Origin of the sequence: Streptomyces sp. NBC_01275, assembly GCF_026340655.1 — a bacterium.
In the GTDB taxonomy this organism is placed as follows: Bacteria; Actinomycetota; Actinomycetes; order Streptomycetales; family Streptomycetaceae; genus Streptomyces.
This window is the reverse complement of the sequence record NZ_JAPEOZ010000001.1, coordinates 1,612,162-1,630,204: the sequence shown is the minus strand read 5'-3', so window position 1 is coordinate 1,630,204 and position 18,043 is coordinate 1,612,162. Positions and strand designations below refer to the sequence as shown.

The following is an 18,043-nucleotide window of genomic DNA, read 5'->3' as shown; positions in this document are numbered from 1 at the left end:
ACGGCACCGGTCCACGCCGGCCCTACGGCTCGGACCGCAGCGGCCGCCCCGGCCGGCGCTTCCTCGGGGCGGCCGCTGCGCCTGTCACGTCAGCTGTTCAACGTGCAGGCGGCCAGAGCGTCCAGGCCCTGCGGCTTGTCCGCGGTACGGCCGATGGAGATGGCGATGCGCTCGATCGTGGAGGAGCGCTTGTCCTTCAGGGGGCCGAGGATCGCGTTCTGCACGAAGTTGGGCCCACCCTGGCCGACCGTGTTCACGAGGCGGGTGTTGGCCTCGGCGAGCTGCGTGTTCAGCAGGGCGAGGTTGCGGTCGACCTCGGCCTGGGCGGTGGCGGGGATCGCGGGGAGCTGCGAGGCGACGTCCGGGCAGGTGATCGTACCGGCGGCGTTGGCGTCGCCCGCGTCACCCGTGTCGGCGGCGTCACCGGCGTCGCCCGTGTTCCCGGCGTCGGCCGCTTCCCCGGCGTCGCCGGCCGCGTCGGTCGCCTCCGCGCCCGGGGTCGCCGTGTCACCGGTGTCCGCACCGTCGCCGGTGTCGGCCACGCCGCCCGCGTCGAGGGCGCAGGGGGCCAGCGCCTCCAGGCCCTGCGGCTTGTCCGCCGTCCGGCCGATCGCCGTGGCGATGCGGTTGACGACCGCGATGCGCTTGTCCTCCAGCGGGCCGAGGATCGCATTCTGCACGAAGTTCGCGCCGCCCTGGCCCACGGTGTCGATCAGCCGCTGGTTGGCCTCGTCGATCTGCGTCTGCAGCAGGGCGATGTTGCGGTCGACCTCGGCCTGGGCGGTGGCGGGGATCGCGGGGAGCTGCGAGGCGACGTCCGGGCAGGTGATGGTGCCGGGGCTGGCGAGCGTCTTGGCGGTGGTGGAGCCGCTGCTCTTGGAACTCTCCCCGGCGAGGGCGGAGTTGACGACGACGGCGCCGGACAGGGCCAGAGCGGCCGCGCCGCCGATGATCGCCACGCGACGCTTGTTGTACTTCGGAAGTGCCCTGGACATGCGAATGCCTCACTTGGGTCAGGAGTGGTTTACAAACGCGGCGCCAGCGTTCAGTCGTGAGTACGAGCAAGCGGTTGCCGTTGTTCAAAGCCCCTTCAAAAAGTTCCTGGGCCGAGTCAAAAGCTCCCGGGCCGAGCCGAAACCTCCGGGGCCGAGCCGAAACCTCCGGGCCGACCGGACGCACCGGTCCCGGATTGACGAATCATGCAGAGCACTGCATACTCATGCATACCAGGAACGCAATGCAGAGATCGCAGACCGCGGATCGCAGATCGCAGTGCCATGAGGAGAAACCCGTGACCGAGCGCGTCGTACTCGCCTATTCGGGCGGTCTGGACACCTCCGTCGCCATCGGCTGGATCGCCGAGGAGACGGGCGCCGAGGTCATCGCGGTCGCGGTGGACGTCGGCCAGGGCGGCGAGGACCTGGACGTCATCCGCAAGCGCGCCCTCGCGTGCGGCGCGGTCGAAGCCGAAGTGGCCGACGCCAAGGACGAGTTCGCCGACGAGTACTGCCTGCCGGCGATCAAGGCCAACGCGCTCTACATGGACCGCTACCCTCTGGTCTCCGCACTCTCCCGGCCGACGATCGTCAAGCACCTCGTCGCCGCCGCCCAGAAGCACGGCGCCACCACGGTCGCCCACGGCTGCACCGGCAAGGGCAACGACCAGGTCCGCTTCGAGGCAGGCATCGTCGCCCTCGCCCCCGACCTCACGTGCATCGCCCCGGTCCGCGACTACGCGATGACCCGCGACAAGGCCATCGCGTTCTGCGAGGAGAAGAACCTCCCGATCGCGACCACCAAGAAGTCCCCGTACTCCATCGACCAGAACGTCTTCGGACGAGCGGTGGAGACCGGTTTCCTCGAGGACATCTGGAACGCGCCGATCGAGGACGTCTACGAGTACACCGCGAACCCGGCCACCCCGCGCGAGGCCGACGAGGTCGTCGTCACCTTCCGGCAGGGCGTCCCAGCGGCGATCGACGGCACGCCCGTCACCGTGCTCCAGGCGATCCAGCAGCTCAACGAGCGCGCCGGCGCCCAGGGCATCGGCCGGATCGACATGGTCGAGGACCGCCTCGTCGGCATCAAGTCCCGCGAGGTGTACGAGGCTCCGGGCGCGATCGCGCTCATCACGGCCCACCAGGAGCTGGAGAACGTCACCGTCGAACGCGAACTGGCCCGCTACAAGCGGCAGGTCGAGCAGCGCTGGGGCGAACTGGTCTATGACGGCCAGTGGTTCTCCCCGCTCAAGCGCGCCCTGGACGGCTTCATCGAGGAGGCCAACCAGCATGTGAACGGCGACATCCGGATGACCCTGCACGCCGGCCGCGCGGTCGTCACCGGCCGCCGTTCGCAGACCTCGCTCTACGACTTCGACCTCGCCACCTACGACACGGGCGACACCTTCGACCAGGCCGCGGCCAAGGGCTTCATCGACATCTACAGCCTGTCGTCGAAGATCGCGGCACGGCGGGATCTGCGGGCGTAGCCCGACGTGGACCCGGCATGAGCAAGCGGGACCTCGCACAAGCAGTAGCGTGACAACCGCCTCCTCGCCCACCGGTGGGGAGGCGGCGGCACATCCGTATCTCTCTAGGAGCACAGCAGTGAGCAGCAACAGCGGTGACGTACGGCTCTGGGGCGGCCGTTTCGCCGACGGTCCCGCCGAGGCCCTGGCGAAGCTGTCCGCGTCCGTCCACTTCGACTGGCGGCTCGCGCCCTACGACATCGCCGGTTCGCGTGCCCACGCGCGCGTGCTGCACAAGGCGGGACTGCTCACCGAGGACGAGCTGACCCGGATGGTCGCCGGGCTCGACCGGCTCGAGGCGGACGTCGCCGACGGGTCCTTCGTGGGCACCATCGCCGACGAGGACGTCCACACCGCCCTGGAGCGCGGCCTCCTGGAGCGCCTGGGCGCCGACCTCGGCGGCAAGCTGCGTGCCGGCCGCTCCCGCAACGACCAGGTCGCGACCCTGTTCCGGATGTACCTGCGCGACCACGCCCGGATCGTCGGCGGCCTGATCGCCGACCTCCAGGACGCCCTGATCGGCCTGGCGGAGGCCCACCCGGACGTGGCGATGCCCGGCCGCACCCACCTCCAGCACGCCCAGCCGGTGCTCTTCGCCCACCACGTCCTGGCCCACGTCCAGTCCCTGTCCCGGGACGCGGAGCGGCTGCGCCAGTGGGACGAGCGCACGGCCGTGTCGCCGTACGGCTCGGGCGCGCTCGCGGGCAGCAGCCTCGGTCTGGACCCGGAGTCGGTGGCGAAGGACCTCGGCTTCGAGCACGGCAGCGTCGGCAACTCCATCGACGGGACGGCGTCCCGTGACTTCGTCGCCGAGTTCGCCTTCATCACCGCGATGATCGGGGTGAACCTCTCCCGGATCTCCGAGGAGATCATCATCTGGAACACGAAGGAGTTCTCCTTCGTGACCCTGCACGACGCGTTCTCCACGGGCTCGTCGATCATGCCGCAGAAGAAGAACCCGGACATCGCGGAGCTGGCGCGCGGCAAGAGCGGCCGTCTGATCGGCAACCTGACCGGCCTGATGGCCACGCTCAAGGCCCTCCCGCTCGCGTACAACCGCGACCTCCAGGAGGACAAGGAGCCGGTCTTCGACTCCTGCGACCAGCTGGAGGTCCTGCTCCCCGCCTTCACCGGCATGATCGCCACCCTCACCGTCCACCGCGAGCGCATGGAGGAGCTGGCCCCGGCCGGCTTCTCGCTCGCCACCGACATCGCCGAGTGGCTGGTCAAGCAGGGCGTGCCGTTCCGTGTCGCGCACGAGGTGGCCGGCGAGTGCGTCAAGGTCGCCGAGGCCGACGGCAAGGAGCTCGACGAGCTGACCGACGAGCAGTTCGCCAAGATCTCCGCCCACCTCACCCCCGAGGTCCGCTCGGTCCTCAACGTCCCCGGCGCCCTCGCCTCCCGCGACGGCCGCGGCGGCACGGCGCCGAGCGCGGTCGCGATCCAGCTGACCGAGGTCAAGGCGGACGTGGCGGCCCAGCACGCGTGGGCGACGGCCAAGAAGAAGTAGGGCCGGGCATCCGCCCCCAAGGACCGCAGGCCCTCTGGGGGCGCGGGGCTGTGCCGATGTGCGGCTCCGCCGCGTGGGCGCGACCGGCTGCAACGCACCCGCACTCGCCGAAACGCCGTACGACCCGAGCTCTGAGGCGAAGGTCATCGAGGGTTACGTTGGTCAGGAGCCGTACCGGAGCCGACCGAAACGGAGCCCGCGATGCCCTTCGCCCGCCTCGCCACAGCCACCACCCCCACCGCCCACATCGGGCTGGGCCTGGCGGCAGTCGGCCGCCCCGGCTACATCAACCTGGGCCGAGACGGCGACCTCGGAGAGAACCGAAGCGTCGAGACGCTGCGCACCCGCACCCACGAACTCCTCGACGCCGCGTACGCCCAAGGCGTCCGCTACGTCGACACCGCCCGCTCCTACGGCCGCGCCGAGGAGTTCCTCGCCGACTGGCTGACGGCCCGGCCCGAGGTCGACGACATCGTCGTAGGCAGCAAATGGGGCTACACCTACACCGCCGACTGGTCCACCGACGCCGAGAAGCACGAGGTCAAGGACCACACCCTCCAGACGTACGAGCGTCAGCGCGCCGAGACGGCCGAGCTGCTCGGCGACCGGCTCGACCTCTACCAGATCCACTCGGTGACCCCGGACAGCCCGGCCCTCACCGACAAGGACCTCCACGCCCGGCTCGCGGAGGCCGCCGCCCAGGGGCTCACCGTCGGCTTCTCCACCAGCGGCCCCGCCCAGGCCGACGCCATCCGCGCCGCCCTCGCCGTGACGGTCGACGGCGCCCCCCTCTTCCGTACCGTCCAGTCGACGTACAACGCGCTGGAGACCTCGGCCGGACCCGCTCTCGCCGAGGCCCATGACGCCGGGCTCACCGTGATCGTGAAGGAGGGCATGGCCAACGGCCGCCTCGCCGCCCCCCATGCGCCGGACGCCCTGAAGGCGGTGGCCGCCGAGACGTCCCTGGGCTGCGACGCGGTCGCCCTCGCCCTGATCCTGCGCCGGCCCTGGGCCGGGGTCGTCCTCTCCGGCGCCGCGACCGCCGCCCAGCTCGCCTCCAACCTGCACGCGGCTGTCGTGGATCTCGACGACGACCAGCTGGACCGGCTGTCCGCGCTGGCCGAGGACCCGCGGACGTACTGGGAGCGGCGCGGCAGCCTGCCCTGGCACTGAGAGACCCCGAGAAACCCCCAGAAGCACCGAGAAATCCTGGGTGACCGGCGACGGTGACTCACGCATGCCCTGAGTGAGACATCAACGTCTCATATGGTCTATCCTCGTCTCATGGCTGTCGATCGTGATCACGTCCTGCGCAGTGCCGCGGCCCTGCTGACCCGCAAGTCGACCGCGACCATGGACGAGGTCGCCAAGGCCGCCGGCATCAGCCGCGCCACCCTGCACCGGCACTTCGCGGGGCGCGACGCCCTCGTCCGCGCCCTGGAGGCGCTCGGCATCGCGGAGTGCGAGACCGCCCTGGACGCGGCGCGCCTGGAGGAGGGCCCGGCCGTCGACGCCGTACGACGGCTGGTGGCCGAGATCGAGTCCGCCGCCGGCCTGCTCGCCTTCCTCTATACCGAGAACCAGCTGTTCGAGGGCGAGGAGCAGAACCAGGGCTGGACCCGGATCGACGACCGCGTCTCCGCGCTGTTCCGGCGCGGACAGCTCAGCGGAGAGTTCCGCATCGACCTCACACCGGCCTGGCTCACCGAGGCGCTGTACGGCCTGCTGGCCTCCGCCGCCTGGATGGTGCAGTGCGGAAAAAGCGCCCCCCGGGACTTCCAGCACATGATCGCCGAGCTGCTGCTCGGCGGAGCGCTCCGCACCCCGGAGCCACGACACTCCGCACCAAGCCACTCCGCACCACGACACTCCGCACCACGAACAGAGGAATCATGACCAGCACCCTGCAGCCGGCGACCACGACCGAGGCGGTGAAGCGCCCGGACCGTTGGCTCGCGCTCTCCGTCCTCGTGCTCGCCGTGCTGCTGGTGGCCGTCGACGCGACCGTCCTCGGCCTGGCGACCCCCTTCATCAGCGAGGACCTGCGCCCCTCCGGCACCCAGCTCCTGTGGATCGGCGACGTCTACTCCTTCGTCATCGCCGGCCTGCTCGTGTCCATGGGCAGCCTCGGCGACCGCATCGGCCGCAAGCGCATCCTGCTGCTCGGCGCGACCGCCTTCGGCGCGATATCCGTGCTCAACGCCTACGCGACGACCCCGGAGACGATGATCGCGGCCCGGGCCCTGCTCGGCGTGGCCGGCGCGACCCTGATGCCCGCCACCCTCGCCCTGATCCGCAACCTCTTCCACGACCCGCGCGAACGCAGCCTCGCCGTCGGCATCTGGGGCGCCACCGCCTCCGCCGGCACGGCCGTGGGCCCGATCGTCGGCGGCTTCCTGCTCGAGCACTTCTGGTGGGGCTCGGTCTTCCTCATCAACCTGCCCGTGATGATCGTCCTGGTCGTCGTCGGCATCAGGACGCTCCCCGAGTCCCGCACCGCTGACCCCGGCCCCTGGGACCTGCCCAGCGTCCTGCTGTCCCTGGTCGGCATGATCGGCATCGTGTACGCGGTCAAGGAGGCCGCCACCCACGGTCTCACCTGGACCACCCTCGGCGCCGGTCTGCTGGGCGCGGCCGCGCTCTACGGCTTCGTACGCCGTCAGCTGACCCTTCCGACCCCGCTGCTGGACATGCGGCTGTTCCGCAACCGCGGCTTCAGCGGTGCCGTCCTGGCCGACCTGCTGACCATCCTGGGCCTGTCCGGCCTGGTCTTCTTCCTCTCCCAGTACCTGCAACTCGTGCAGGGCAGGCGGCCGTTCGAGGCGGGCCTGGCCGAACTGCCCGCCGCGGTCGGCGCGGTGGCGGCCGGTCTGGTCGCGGGCCGCGCGGCCCGCCGCTACTCGGTGCGGAGCGTGGTCGCCGGCGGCCTCGCGGCGATCGGCCTGGCCCTGGCCGTGCTGACGCTCATCGACCAGAACACCGGCTATCCGCTGCTCGGCGGAGCCCTGCTGCTCGTCGGCGTGGGGGCCGGCTTCTCCTTCACCGTGACCGCCGACGTGATCCTCAGCTCCGTTCCCAAGGAACAGGCGGGCGCGGCCTCCGCGGTCTCCGAGACGGCGTACGAACTGGGCGCGGCCCTCGGCATCGCCGTACTCGGCTCGATCGTGACAGGCGTCTACCGCGACTTCACCGGCCCGACGGGCACCCCACAGGGCGCGCACGAGTCACTGGGCGGAGCGGTGGAGGCGGCGAGCCGCCTTCCGGCGGAGACGGGAGAGACGCTGCTGTCCTCGGCCCGTGCGGCCTTCGTCGACGGCCTGACGATCGCGACGGGCGCGGGAGCAGCGGTCCTGCTGGCAACGGCCGTGGCCGCGTGGTTCATGCTCAGGGAACAGCGCCTGGAAAACGCCGAGTAAGCCGAGTAACGCCGAGCAAGGGGCGCGAGCTCAGGGGCGCGGGGCTGCGCCGATGTGCGGCTCCGCCGCGTGGGCGGGACCGGCCACAACGCACCCGCACCCGAAAACGGGCCGACCGCCGGAGGCTTACGCAGCCTTCGCCTTCGTGGCGTACATGTCCACGTACTCCTGCCCGGACAGTCGCATGACCTCGGTCATCACCGAGTCCGTCACCGCCCGCAGCACATACCGGTCCCGGTCCATCCCCTCGTACCGAGAGAACTCCATCGCCTCACCGAACCGGACGGTGACCCGCCCGGGACGGGGCATACCCGCACCCCCCGGCTGCAGCTTGTCCGTGCCGATCATCGCGAAGGGAACGACCGGCGCCCCGGTCATCAGCGTCAGCCGGGCGATGCCGGTCCGCCCCCGGTACAGGCGGCCGTCGGGGGAGCGGGTGCCCTCGGGGTAGATGCCGAAGATCTTGCCCTCCTCCAGCACCCGTCGCCCGGTCATCAGCGCGGCCACGCCCCCGCGTCCGCCGTCCCGGTCCACGGGAATCATGCCGACGCCGATGAAGAACCAGGCCATGAGCCGGCCCTTCAGGCTCTGGCCGGTGACGTACTCGTCCTTGCCGATGAAGAAGACCTGACGGTCGCACACGAGCGGCAGGATCATCGAGTCGATGAACGTGAGGTGGTTGCCGGCCAGGATCACCGGGCCCTCGCCCGGGATGTGCTCCACGCCCTCGATCCGGAGGCGGAACATCAGGCGCATGACCGGTCCGAGCACTGCCTTGATCAGCGCGAAGCGGGACAACGAGCCCTCCGATGTCAAGGGAAAACGGTATGAGTCCGTGCAGGTGAGGACGATACTCGCGGGCCACGGGGTGGCGCACATCGGGTGCGTCCGGTTCACCGAGGTCTTACGCACTGTTGACGTACGTTTACCTGGACGGTCGCACCGTCGCGAGCCCGACACACGGGCGGAACGGTGTGAGCGAAATCGCCCTCGGCATCGCTCTCGGCCGACACTCACCGGGTGCCCCGGTCGGCCGCAGCCAATCCGACGACCCCTCACCCGCCGTACGGCACACCTCATCCGCCGTCACCCGCGTGTTCGGATCGAGGTCTCCCGATGGTCATGTCCACGCCCCTACGATCGGCCGCACGGACGAGCCGACCGCAGGAGGCCCTCATGGGAACGCAGGACCCGCGCAGCGCACAGGAGTCGAACGGACAGCCGGGCGGACAGGGGAGCGTCACCGGACGGCGGGCGCTCCTCGGGGCGGCCGTCCTCGGCGCCACCGGTACGGTCCTCGGCCTGTCGGGCACCGCGAGAGCCGCCGAGGCGGGACAGGGCGGACAGGGCGGCCGGGGCGGTCTGAAGAGCCTGCCCGTGCCGACGATCATCGGTCACCGCGGGGCCAGCGGCTACCGGCCGGAGCACACCTTCGGCTCCTATCAGCTCGCCCTCGACCTGGGCGCCGACATCGTCGAGGCCGGCGACCTCGTCCCCACCAAGGACGGCCACCTCGTCTGCCGCCATGAGCCGGAGATCGGCGGGACGACGGACGTCGCCGACCACCCCGAGTTCGCCTCCCGCAAGACGACGAAGGTGCTGGACGGCGTCTCCCTCACCGGCTGGTTCACCGAGGACTTCACGCTCGCCGAGCTGAAGACCCTGCGCGCGGTCGAGCGCATCCCGGACTACCGCCCGCACAACACGCTCTACAACGGCCGCTGGGAGATCCCCACCTTCGAGGAAGTCCTGAAGTGGCAGGACGAGCAGACCCGCAAGCGCGGCAAGCAGGTCTGGATCTACCCCGAGACCAAGCACCCCACCTACTTCCGCAAGCTCGGCCTGGGCCTGGAGGAGCGGGTCGCCAAACTGCTCCACAAGCACGGCAAGGACAAGAAGAACTCGCCGGTCATCCTGCAGTCCTTCGAGCCCACCAGCATCCAGCGCCTGAACAAGCTGGTCGACAACCCCCTGGTCGTCCTGCTGTCGACGGCGGCCAGCCGGCCGTGGGACTTCGTCGATTCGGGCGACCCGCGCACGGTCGCCGACCTGATCACCCGGGCGGGCCTCAGGGAGATCGCCGGCTACGCGCAGGGCATCGGCCCGACCCTCGACCTGGTCATCCCGAAGGACGCCGCCGGCAACCTCACCACCCCGACCACCCTGGTGAAGGACGCCCACGCGGTCGGCCTGGTCCTGCACCCGTACACCATGCGCAACGAGAACCCCTTCCTGCCCGCGAACTTCCGCAAGGGCACCGACGCGGACGGGTACGGCGACCCCTTCGGCGCTTTCAAGACGTACTTCGCCACGGGCATCGACGGCGTCTTCACCGACAACGCGGACACGGGCGTGCTCGCCCGCGAGGATTTCGTCAACGGCTGATTCCCCGTTGGAGTGACAGTCGGCCGCCCGGGCAACCCGCCGCCCGGGCGGCCGCGTCGTGCGGCACATGACGCACGACTTGCTCACCGCCCTGCGACCGCTGCTCACCGCGGAGGCCTCCGCCGAGGCGCACGCCACCGGAACCGAACCGGCCGACCTCGAACAGGCCGTCTGGCTCCGCCTCCTGGAGCGCCTCGCCGCCGACGGCCCGCCGCGCGACCCGCAGAGCTGGCTGCGCAGGGCCGTCCGCGCCGAGGTCCGCCGCACCCGCCGTACGACCCGCTGTGAACGCCCGTACGACAGCGACCCCGCCGACGACGTCGACCGGGGCCCCGAGCACCTCGCCCTCACCGCGGCCCGGCACCGCGCGCTGCGCGAGGCCGTGCACCGCCTTCCCGGGCGCTGCTCCCGGCTCCTGCTGGCCCTGCTGTCCCCCGAGGACCTCACCTACCGCGAGATCGCGGGGGAGTTGGGTATCTCACAGGGCAGTCTCGGACCGGAACGTTCCAGATGTCTGGGATGTCTGCGACGTTTGCTCACGCCGGAGGTTGCGGCTCGCGAAGTGCGGGGATAGGAGTGAAGGACCACAGGCGATCAGGTGAGCGGGAGGCGTGCGCACATGGGCATGAGCGTGACCATCTCGGTGGCGACCGAGCAGGATGCCGAGCAGATCTTCAGACTGCAGTACCTGTGCTTCCAGAGCGAAGCCGCGCTGTACGGCAACTACCGCATCGCCCCGCTCGTCGAGAGCCTCGACTCGGTCCGGCAGGAGCTGGTCGCCGACTGCGTCTTCGTGGCCCGGCTGGGCGACGAGGTGGTGGGCTCCGTGCGCGGCAGCATCAGCGAGGACGGCGCGGCCTCCATCGGCAAGCTCTGCGTGCACCCCCGACTCCAGGGCCACGGCATCGGCGCCCGCCTCCTGCGAGCGGCCGAGTCCGCCCTCGTAGAGGAGCGCGGCGCCAAGAAGTTCCGCCTCTTCACCGGCCACCGCAGCGAGGGCAACCTCCGCCTCTACCGCCGGGTCGGCTACGAGACGGTGGGCACCTCCCAGGGCACGGACGGCGTCCCGATGATCGTCCTGGAGAAGCAGGCGGGGGAGTACGCGGCTACGGCGTGACCGTGCGGGACCTGCGCAGCCAGTACAGAGCCGTCACCGGCAGCAGCACGGGAATGAACACGTACCCCATCCCGTAGTCGGACCAGACCGTGGCGTCGGGGAAGGCGGACGGCTCGACGAGGGTCCACGTACCGACGACCAGCACTCCCGCGAGCTCGGCCGCGCAGCACACCTGTGCGGCCCTGCGCGCCGTCTCCCCGCCCCGCACCAGCGAGTACGTGATGAACCCGTACACCAGGCCCGCCACGGCAGACAGCGCATACGCCAGCGGCGCCCGGTCGAACTCCGTCGCGATCTGGTACACGGAGCGCGACACCGCGCCGACGACCATCACGCCGTAGAACCACACGAGCACGATGCCGGGCCCGCTGATCAGGCGGGCCGGTTTGTTCTGAACGGCCGTCATGTCAGCCTCCCCAGATGTCATAGAGCCGCACCTCCAGCACGGCGAGCACCACCGCGCCGGCGGCGGCCGTCACCGAACCCCAGCGGGTCCGCTCGGTCAGCGACATGAAGCCCGCCGCCGGGACGCACGCGAACGCGCCCAGCAGATACGCCACGAAGATCGTCGTGCCCTGCTCCGGCTTCTCGCCCCGCGCCAGCTGCACGATCCCGATCACCAGCTGGACCACGGCCAGCAGCGAGACCACGGCCATCCCGATGAGGTGCCAGTCCTTCGTGGGCTGGTCGCGGTAGGCCGCCCAGCCGCACCAGGCGGCGAGCAGCAACGCGGCGACGCCGGTCGCCAGCGTCAGGGCATCAAGCATGCAGTGACCTTATTACGGCGTATGCGGCCCGCAGCCGTCGCCCCTGCCCGCCGACGTAGGGTCTAGACCATGACGACGATCCACGCGCAGGCCCTCCTCTTCGACAACGACGGCACCCTCGTCTCCACCCTCGCCTCCGTCCAGCGCTGCTGGACCGCCTGGGCGCGCGAGTACGGGGTCACCGCCGAGGACTTCGCACGGGTCGAGCTGCACGGACGTCCGGCCGTGGAGATAGTCGCCGACCTGCTGCCCGCGCGCCTGATCGCCGAGGCCGTCGCCCGCGTCGAGCAGCTGGAGGTGGACGACGTGCCCCACGGGGGAGTCGAGCTGCTCCCCGGCACCCGGGACTTCCTCGACACGCTGCCCGCCGACCGCTGGGCCGTCGTCACCTCCGCCACCCGCCGGCTGGGCGAGGCCCGCCTCGAAGCCGTCGGCATCCGCCCCAAGACCCTGGTCACCGCCGACGACGTCACGCGCGGCAAGCCCGACCCCGAGCCCTACCTCCTCGCCGCCCGTGAGCTCGGCGTCGACCCGGCCCGCTGCGTCGTCTTCGAGGACGCCCCGGCCGGTCTCCAGGCGGGCCGCGCCGCCGGAATGACCACCGTGGCGTTGGCCACAACCCATCAGGCCCGCGAGCTCGACGCCGACCTCGTGGTGAACGACCTGTCCGCCCTGTCCGCGCTGGTCACCGCGGGCGGAGTCGAGATCTCCGTACGCGGCTGAAGCGCCGGCGAAGCCCCGCCGGAGACTGTCCACCGCTGTCCGCCATTCGGACAGCTGGGCTCGGTCAGGACCGTACGTCTGGTTTACTGATGCTCATGACCACGACGAGCAGCCGCACCCTTGCGACCGAGGCGACCCTGACGCCCGGTGCTCGTTGTATGTGTCGAATGCGCGCCTTCTAGAGGGCCCCCGCACCACCCCGAGCTCGCGCCCCGAAGCGAGACGCCGTGGCATGTCCGTACGCCGTATGAACGCCGTACGGGACAGTCCACCGGCCTGCGCACATGTTCTCCCCCCGGTTCCATCGCCACATCGCCACCGCGAGAACCGTGTCGCGCCCCCGACCGCTTGCACTCGTGCCCGGGCACACCCACGCCCGCGCACTCGACAGTGACGGAAACCCACGTGATCACCACCACGGGCCTCACCAAGGTCTACCGCTCACGCGGCCGTGAGGTCACCGCCCTCGACGGCGTCGACCTGCACGTCCGCGAAGGCGAGGTGTACGGCGTCATCGGCCAGTCCGGCGCCGGCAAGTCCTCGCTGATCCGCTGCGTCAACCTCCTGGAGCGCCCCACCGCCGGCACGGTCACCGTCGCCGGGCAGGACCTCACCGCGCTCGCCGGACGCGGACCCCGCGCCGGCAAGGAGCTGCGGCAGGCGCGCAGCCGCATCGGCATGGTCTTCCAGCACTTCAACCTGCTGTCCACGCGGACCGTGCAGGACAACGTCGAGCTGCCCCTGGAGATCCTCGGCGTCTCCGGCAAGGAGCGCTCCCGCAAGGCGCTGGAACTGCTCGACCTCGTCGGACTCGCCGACAAGGCCAGGTCGTACCCGGCGCAGCTCTCCGGCGGGCAGAAGCAGCGCGTCGGCATCGCCCGCGCGCTGGCCGGCGACCCCAAGGTGCTGCTCTCCGACGAGGCCACCAGCGCCCTCGACCCCGAGACCACCCGCTCCATCCTCCAGCTGCTGCGCGACCTGAACCGGCAGCTGGGCCTGACCGTCCTGCTCATCACCCACGAGATGGACGTCGTGAAGTCGATCTGCGACTCCGCCGCCCTCATGGAACAGGGACGGATCGTGGAGTCCGGCACGGTCGGCGAGCTGCTCGCCACCCCCGGCTCCCAACTGGCCGCCGCGCTCTTCCCGGTCGACGGAGAGGCCACCGGCGAGGACCGCACCGTCGTCGACGTCACCTTCCACGGCGAGAGCGCCACCCAGCCCGTCATCTCCCAGCTGTCGCGCACCTACAACATCGACATCTCCATCCTCGGCGCCGCCATCGACACCGTCGGCGGCCTCCAGGTCGGCCGGATGCGCATCGAACTGCCCGGCCGCTACGACGACAACGTCGTGCCCATCGGCTTCCTGCGCGAACAGGGCCTCCAGATCGACGTACTGGGCCAGGAGCCCCTGCTGGTGAAGGACGGTGCCCAGTGACCTGGTCCGAGGCGCAGCCCCTGCTGTCCCAGGCCTGTTGGGACACCCTCTACATGGTCGGCTGGTCCACGCTCATCGCCGTCGCAGGCGGCCTTCCGCTCGGCGTCCTGCTGGTCCTCACCGACCGGGGCGGTCTGCTGCAGAACCTCCTCGCCAACAAGGTGATCGGGCAGATCGTGAACGTCGCCCGCTCGATGCCGTTCATCATCCTGATGGTCGCGCTGATGGGCTTCACCCGCACGATCACCGGGACGACCATCGGCCGCGAGGCCGCCATCGTGCCGCTCGCCATCGGCGCCATCCCGTTCTTCGCGCGGCTCGTCGAGACGGCTGTCCGGGAAGTGGACGGCGGGCTCGTCGAGGCCGTGCAGTCGATGGGCGGCAACACCTGGACGGTCGTGCGCAAGGTCCTCGTACCGGAGTCGCTGCCCTCGCTCATCTCCAGCACCACCACCACGATCGTCGCCCTCATCGGCTACTCCGCGATGGCCGGCACGGTCGGCGCGGGCGGCCTCGGCGACATCGCGATCCGCTACGGCTACCAGCGCTTCGAGACCGAGCTGATGTGGATCACCGTCGCGATCCTCGCCGTCGTCATCTCCCTCATCCAGTTCGCCGGCGACTACGCGGCCCGCTCCCTGCACCGCCGCGGCGGCCAGTCCGGCGCCGCGCCCAGGCTGCGGCTGCTGAAGGCCTCCACCGCCACCAGCAAGACGGTCTGAGCGGCCCCACCGAGTCCCGCCAGGCCCCACCCGGTCGGCCACGTCCCGCCGAGCCCCACCCCACCCCACGAAGACTCCCCGCACACCCACAGCGGGGTCGCACCACCTCAGGAAAGGCACTTTTCGTGCGTAACACCGCCAAGATCACCACCGCCGTCCTCGCCGCCGGAGCCCTCACCCTCGGACTCAGCGCCTGCGGCTCGGACAAGGACTCCGGCAGCGCCGACGCGAACGCCACGCTGACGGTCGCCGCCACGCCCACCCCGCAGGGCGAGATCCTCAGCTACATCAAGGACAACCTGGCGAAGAAGGCCGGCCTCAAGCTCGAGGTCAAGGAGTTCACCGACTACGTGACGCCGAACACGGCCGTCCAGCAGGGCGAGGTGGACGCCAACTACTTCCAGCACCAGCCGTACCTGGACGACTTCAACAAGAAGAACGGCACCGACATCGTCGCCGTGCCGAACGCCACGGTGCACCTGGAGCCGCTCGGCCTGTACTCCCAGAGCGTCAAGAAGCTCGACGACCTCAAAAAGGGCGCCACGGTCGCCCTGCCGAACGACACCACCAACGAGGCCCGGGCGCTGAAGCTCCTCGAGGCCAACGGCGTCATCAAGCTGAAGGCGGGCGTCGGCTACGACGCGACCCCCAAGGACGTGGCGTCCAACCCCAAGAACCTGAAGTTCAAGGAGCTGGAGGCGGCCCAGCTGCCGCGCTCCCTCAGCGACGTCGACGCGGCCGTGATCAACGGCAACTACGCGCTGGAGGCCAAGCTCAGCCCCGCCGAGGACGCCCTCGTCGCGGAGTCCGCCAAGGACAACCCGTACGCCAACTTCCTCGCCGTGAAGAAGGGCGACGAGGACGACCCGCGCGTGGTGAAGCTCGCGAAGCTGCTCACCTCGCCCGAGGTGAAGAAGTTCATCGAGGACAAGTACGACGGCGCCGTCGTCGCGGCGTTCTGAGCGACGCCCGCCTCACCCCGCACCACCCGCACGCACGGGGTCCGCTCCCTGACTCGGTGGGGGTACCCCCACGCCCTTCAGGCAGTGGGGGGGATCCCGTGGTGCGGTTCGGGGCGCACATGCTGCATGCTGGGCAGTTCAGGGGGCCCTGACGGTCCGGCAGGCCAAGGTCGGTCAGACCCCGACGGTTTCGAAGGCTACGGAGCGGCGCATGACGAGCACCTTCCCCAACATCTCCATCAGCACGGAGCGGTTGGTGCTGCGTCCCTTCGACGAGGACGACGTGCCGGCCCTGGTCGAGATGATGAACGACGAGCAGGTCGGGGCCTGGACCGCCGTGCCCCAGCCCTACGGCGAGAAGGGCGCCCGCCGCTGGATCGAGGAGTACGCGCCCACCGAACGCGTCGCGGGCCGCGGCCTCGACCTCGCCGTCACCGAGTTCCTCACCCAGCGCCTGGTCGGCGTCATCCAGCTCGCCAAGACCAACTGGCACGTCCGCTCCACCGAGCTGTCGTACATCATCGCCCCCTGGGCCCGCGGCGAGGGCTACGCCTCCGAGGCCGCCCTGGCCACCGCCCAATGGCTGTTCACGGACCAGAAGTTCGAGCGCATAGAGCTGCGCACCGCCGCCGACAACACCGCCTCCCAGCAGGTCGCGCAGAAGATCGGCTGCATCAGCGAGGGCGTGCTGCGCGGCGCCTGCATAGCGCGCGCCCGCGCCGAGGACGGCACCTGGACCGACGTACGCACCGACTACATCGTGTGGAGCCTCCTCCCGGAGGACCTGGAGGGCGCCGACGAGCAGCTCACGGAGAGCGACGGCTTCACGTCGTACGCCGACTGGAACTGACCCAGGGGGCCAGGAGAGCCGAAGGAGGCAGGGACGCAGCCGTCGCCCGGGCCCGCCGACCAGGTACCCTCACGGAGCCCGCTACCTGCGTAGACCCTCCTCCGGAGACCTCGGGAGACTGACGACGATGGCCGACCGCGTCACGGTGATCGGCTGGGACGGCTCGCCGCTGACCGCCGCGGCCCGCTCCGCTCTGGGCGCCGCCACGCTGGTGGCCGGCGCCCCGCACCACCTGGCGCTGCCCGAGGTGCCGCCCGCCGCGGAGCGCATCCGGCTCGGCAGCGTCGGCCTCGCCGCCCGCCGCATCGCCGGCCACCGCGGCACAGCGGTCGTCCTCGCCGACGGCGACCCCGGTTTCTTCGGTGTCGTACGGACCCTGCGCGCACCCGACTTCGGCCTCGAGGTCGAGGTCGTCCCGGCCGTCTCCGCCGTCGCCGCCGCCTTCGCCCGGGCCGGCATGCCCTGGGACGACGCCCAGGTCGTCGTCGCCCACCGGCGCACCCTGCGCCGCGCGGTGAACGTCTGCCGCGCCCACACCAAGGTCGCCGTCCTCACCTCCCCCGGCGCGGGACCCGCCGAACTGGGCCTGCTGATGGAGGGCGTGCACCGCACGTTCGTCGTCTGCGAGGAGCTCGGCACCGCACGCGAACAGGTCCGCATCACCACCTCCGACAAGGCCGCCGACCACATCTGGCGCGACCCCAACGTCGTCATCGTCATCGGCGGCCCCAGCGGCCCGGCCGTCTCCGGCGACGCCGGCTGGATCGCCGGCCGCGATCCGGGCGCCGGCCCGCGCGGCTGGGCCCTGCCCGCCGAGGCGTACGGCGGCGGACTCGGCGAAGGGGAGGGGGAACTGCTGCGCGCGGCCCAACTCGCCCGTCTCGGACCGCGGGTGGGCGACCTCGTCTGGGACATCGGCTGCGGCGGCGGCGCCTTCGCCGTCGAGGCCGCGCGGGCCGGCGCGGCCGTCATCGCCGTCGACCGCGACGTCCAGGCGTGCGCCCGCACCGACGGCTCCGCGCGCCGCTACGGCGTCCAGCTCCAGATCGTCCGCGGCACCGCCCCGCACGTGCTGGAGGACCTGCCCGAACCGGACGTCGTCCGGGTCGGCGGCGGGGGAGCGGCCGTGGTCTCCGCGGTCGCCGACCGCCGCCCGCAGCGCATCGTCGCCCACGCGGCGACCCGCGACGCCGCCGAACTCGTCGGCCGCGACCTGACCGAGCACGGGTACCGCGTGGAGTGCGCCCTCGTCCAGTCCGTCGAACTCGACACCCGGGCCTGGACGGAGACGGAACGGAGCGTCGCGTTCCTGCTCAGCGGGGTCCTTCCCGACCGCCGACCATGACCGGTCCGCCCGTCCGCCGATCCGCCCCGTGATCCTGTTGTCGTACCGCGCGCGGTAGGCTGGCCGATCGTCGCACCGCTTCCGTTCACCCGGCACTTCGTCGGTCAATGTCCGGAAAACGCATCCCTTTTGGGGTGGGTGTGGTACGGCAGTACCGGAGGGCGCGCAACGTGGCGCAGTCCACAGCGGAGCGTCGCGGATCAAGCTGTCGCGACGCGACGACGGCCGGGACAATGCCACTGAATGGCTTTGTCGCTATTTCGGGCGGGTCGTTCGTGC

Annotated in this window: 18 protein-coding genes; 14 read left to right on the top strand and 4 right to left on the bottom strand. The window is 71.0% G+C overall.

Features of this window, described 5'->3' with window-relative positions; all coding sequences use genetic code 11:
• Window positions 1-89 precede the first annotated feature (89 nt).
• The gene (locus OG562_RS06910; RefSeq protein WP_266394823.1) at window positions 90-995 is read right to left on the bottom strand and encodes a hypothetical protein; all 906 of its coding nucleotides are present in this window, start codon (window positions 993-995) and stop codon (window positions 90-92) included.
• A 296-nt stretch (window positions 996-1,291) separates the two neighbouring features.
• On the opposite strand from OG562_RS06910, the gene OG562_RS06905 reads away from it, so the two are divergent.
• From OG562_RS06905 to OG562_RS06885, 5 genes are all read left to right on the top strand, one after another.
• Window positions 1,292-2,488, top strand: coding sequence for an argininosuccinate synthase (locus tag OG562_RS06905; protein ID WP_266394820.1), 1,197 nt, complete (start codon window positions 1,292-1,294; stop codon window positions 2,486-2,488).
• Between the two features lie 118 nt (window positions 2,489-2,606).
• Entirely contained in the window at window positions 2,607-4,037 is a 1,431-nt protein-coding gene (gene argH, locus OG562_RS06900; RefSeq protein ID WP_266394817.1) for an argininosuccinate lyase, read from the top strand.
• A gap of 201 nt (window positions 4,038-4,238) precedes the next feature.
• Complete coding sequence (locus OG562_RS06895) at window positions 4,239-5,210, top strand: aldo/keto reductase (RefSeq protein ID WP_266394815.1); 972 nt, start codon at window positions 4,239-4,241, stop codon at window positions 5,208-5,210.
• Between the two features lie 111 nt (window positions 5,211-5,321).
• The gene (locus OG562_RS06890; RefSeq protein ID WP_266394813.1) at window positions 5,322-5,933 is read left to right on the top strand and encodes a TetR/AcrR family transcriptional regulator; all 612 of its coding nucleotides are present in this window, start codon (window positions 5,322-5,324) and stop codon (window positions 5,931-5,933) included.
• Window positions 5,930-7,453, top strand: a complete 1,524-nt coding sequence (locus OG562_RS06885) for an MFS transporter (RefSeq protein WP_266394811.1) — start codon at window positions 5,930-5,932, stop codon at window positions 7,451-7,453. Before OG562_RS06890 ends, OG562_RS06885 begins: the two co-directional genes overlap by 4 nt.
• A gap of 126 nt (window positions 7,454-7,579) precedes the next feature.
• Here the strand turns inward: OG562_RS06885 and OG562_RS06880 are convergent, their stop codons facing one another.
• Window positions 7,580-8,332, bottom strand: coding sequence for a 1-acyl-sn-glycerol-3-phosphate acyltransferase (locus OG562_RS06880; RefSeq protein WP_266409077.1), 753 nt, complete (start codon window positions 8,330-8,332; stop codon window positions 7,580-7,582).
• A 297-nt stretch (window positions 8,333-8,629) separates the two neighbouring features.
• On the opposite strand from OG562_RS06880, the gene OG562_RS06875 reads away from it, so the two are divergent.
• From OG562_RS06875 to OG562_RS06865, 3 genes are all read left to right on the top strand, one after another.
• Window positions 8,630-9,838, top strand: coding sequence for a glycerophosphodiester phosphodiesterase (locus OG562_RS06875; protein ID WP_266394809.1), 1,209 nt, complete (start codon window positions 8,630-8,632; stop codon window positions 9,836-9,838).
• A 67-nt stretch (window positions 9,839-9,905) separates the two neighbouring features.
• The gene (locus OG562_RS06870; RefSeq protein WP_266394807.1) at window positions 9,906-10,412 is read left to right on the top strand and encodes a sigma-70 family RNA polymerase sigma factor; all 507 of its coding nucleotides are present in this window, start codon (window positions 9,906-9,908) and stop codon (window positions 10,410-10,412) included.
• Window positions 10,413-10,457: 45 nt separating this feature from the next.
• Window positions 10,458-10,955 (top strand): GNAT family N-acetyltransferase, encoded by a 498-nt coding sequence (locus OG562_RS06865; RefSeq protein WP_266409075.1) that lies wholly within the window; start codon window positions 10,458-10,460, stop codon window positions 10,953-10,955.
• On the opposite strand, the gene OG562_RS06860 is transcribed toward OG562_RS06865, so the two are convergent.
• Together OG562_RS06860 and OG562_RS06855 are read right to left on the bottom strand one after the other, a co-directional pair.
• Entirely contained in the window at window positions 10,945-11,361 is a 417-nt protein-coding gene (locus OG562_RS06860) for a hypothetical protein (protein WP_266394806.1), read from the bottom strand. The genes OG562_RS06865 and OG562_RS06860 overlap by 11 nt on opposite strands.
• Before the next feature lies 1 nt (window position 11,362).
• Complete coding sequence (locus tag OG562_RS06855; RefSeq protein WP_266394804.1) at window positions 11,363-11,722, bottom strand: hypothetical protein; 360 nt, start codon at window positions 11,720-11,722, stop codon at window positions 11,363-11,365.
• Between the two features lie 69 nt (window positions 11,723-11,791).
• On the opposite strand from OG562_RS06855, the gene OG562_RS06850 reads away from it, so the two are divergent.
• The 6 genes from OG562_RS06850 (at window position 11,792) to cbiE (ending at window position 17,764) form a co-directional block, all read left to right on the top strand.
• Window positions 11,792-12,445 carry an HAD family hydrolase gene (locus tag OG562_RS06850; RefSeq protein ID WP_266394802.1) on the top strand — a complete coding sequence of 218 codons (654 nt, stop codon included), beginning with the start codon at window positions 11,792-11,794 and terminating at the stop codon, window positions 12,443-12,445.
• A gap of 405 nt (window positions 12,446-12,850) precedes the next feature.
• Window positions 12,851-13,885 carry a methionine ABC transporter ATP-binding protein gene (locus OG562_RS06845; RefSeq protein ID WP_266394799.1) on the top strand — a complete coding sequence of 345 codons (1,035 nt, stop codon included), beginning with the start codon at window positions 12,851-12,853 and terminating at the stop codon, window positions 13,883-13,885.
• Entirely contained in the window at window positions 13,882-14,607 is a 726-nt protein-coding gene (locus OG562_RS06840) for a methionine ABC transporter permease (protein ID WP_266394796.1), read from the top strand. Before OG562_RS06845 ends, OG562_RS06840 begins: the two co-directional genes overlap by 4 nt.
• Before the next feature lie 125 nt (window positions 14,608-14,732).
• A complete protein-coding gene (locus OG562_RS06835) occupies window positions 14,733-15,569 on the top strand; it encodes a MetQ/NlpA family ABC transporter substrate-binding protein (RefSeq protein ID WP_266394794.1) in 837 nt (278 codons plus the stop codon).
• Window positions 15,570-15,780: 211 nt separating this feature from the next.
• Window positions 15,781-16,419: a GNAT family N-acetyltransferase gene (locus tag OG562_RS06830; RefSeq protein WP_266394792.1), complete on the top strand. Its 639-nt coding sequence runs from the start codon at window positions 15,781-15,783 to the stop codon at window positions 16,417-16,419.
• A gap of 127 nt (window positions 16,420-16,546) precedes the next feature.
• Window positions 16,547-17,764, top strand: coding sequence for a precorrin-6y C5,15-methyltransferase (decarboxylating) subunit CbiE (gene cbiE / locus OG562_RS06825; protein ID WP_266394789.1), 1,218 nt, complete (start codon window positions 16,547-16,549; stop codon window positions 17,762-17,764).
• Window positions 17,765-18,043: the final 279 nt, after the last annotated feature.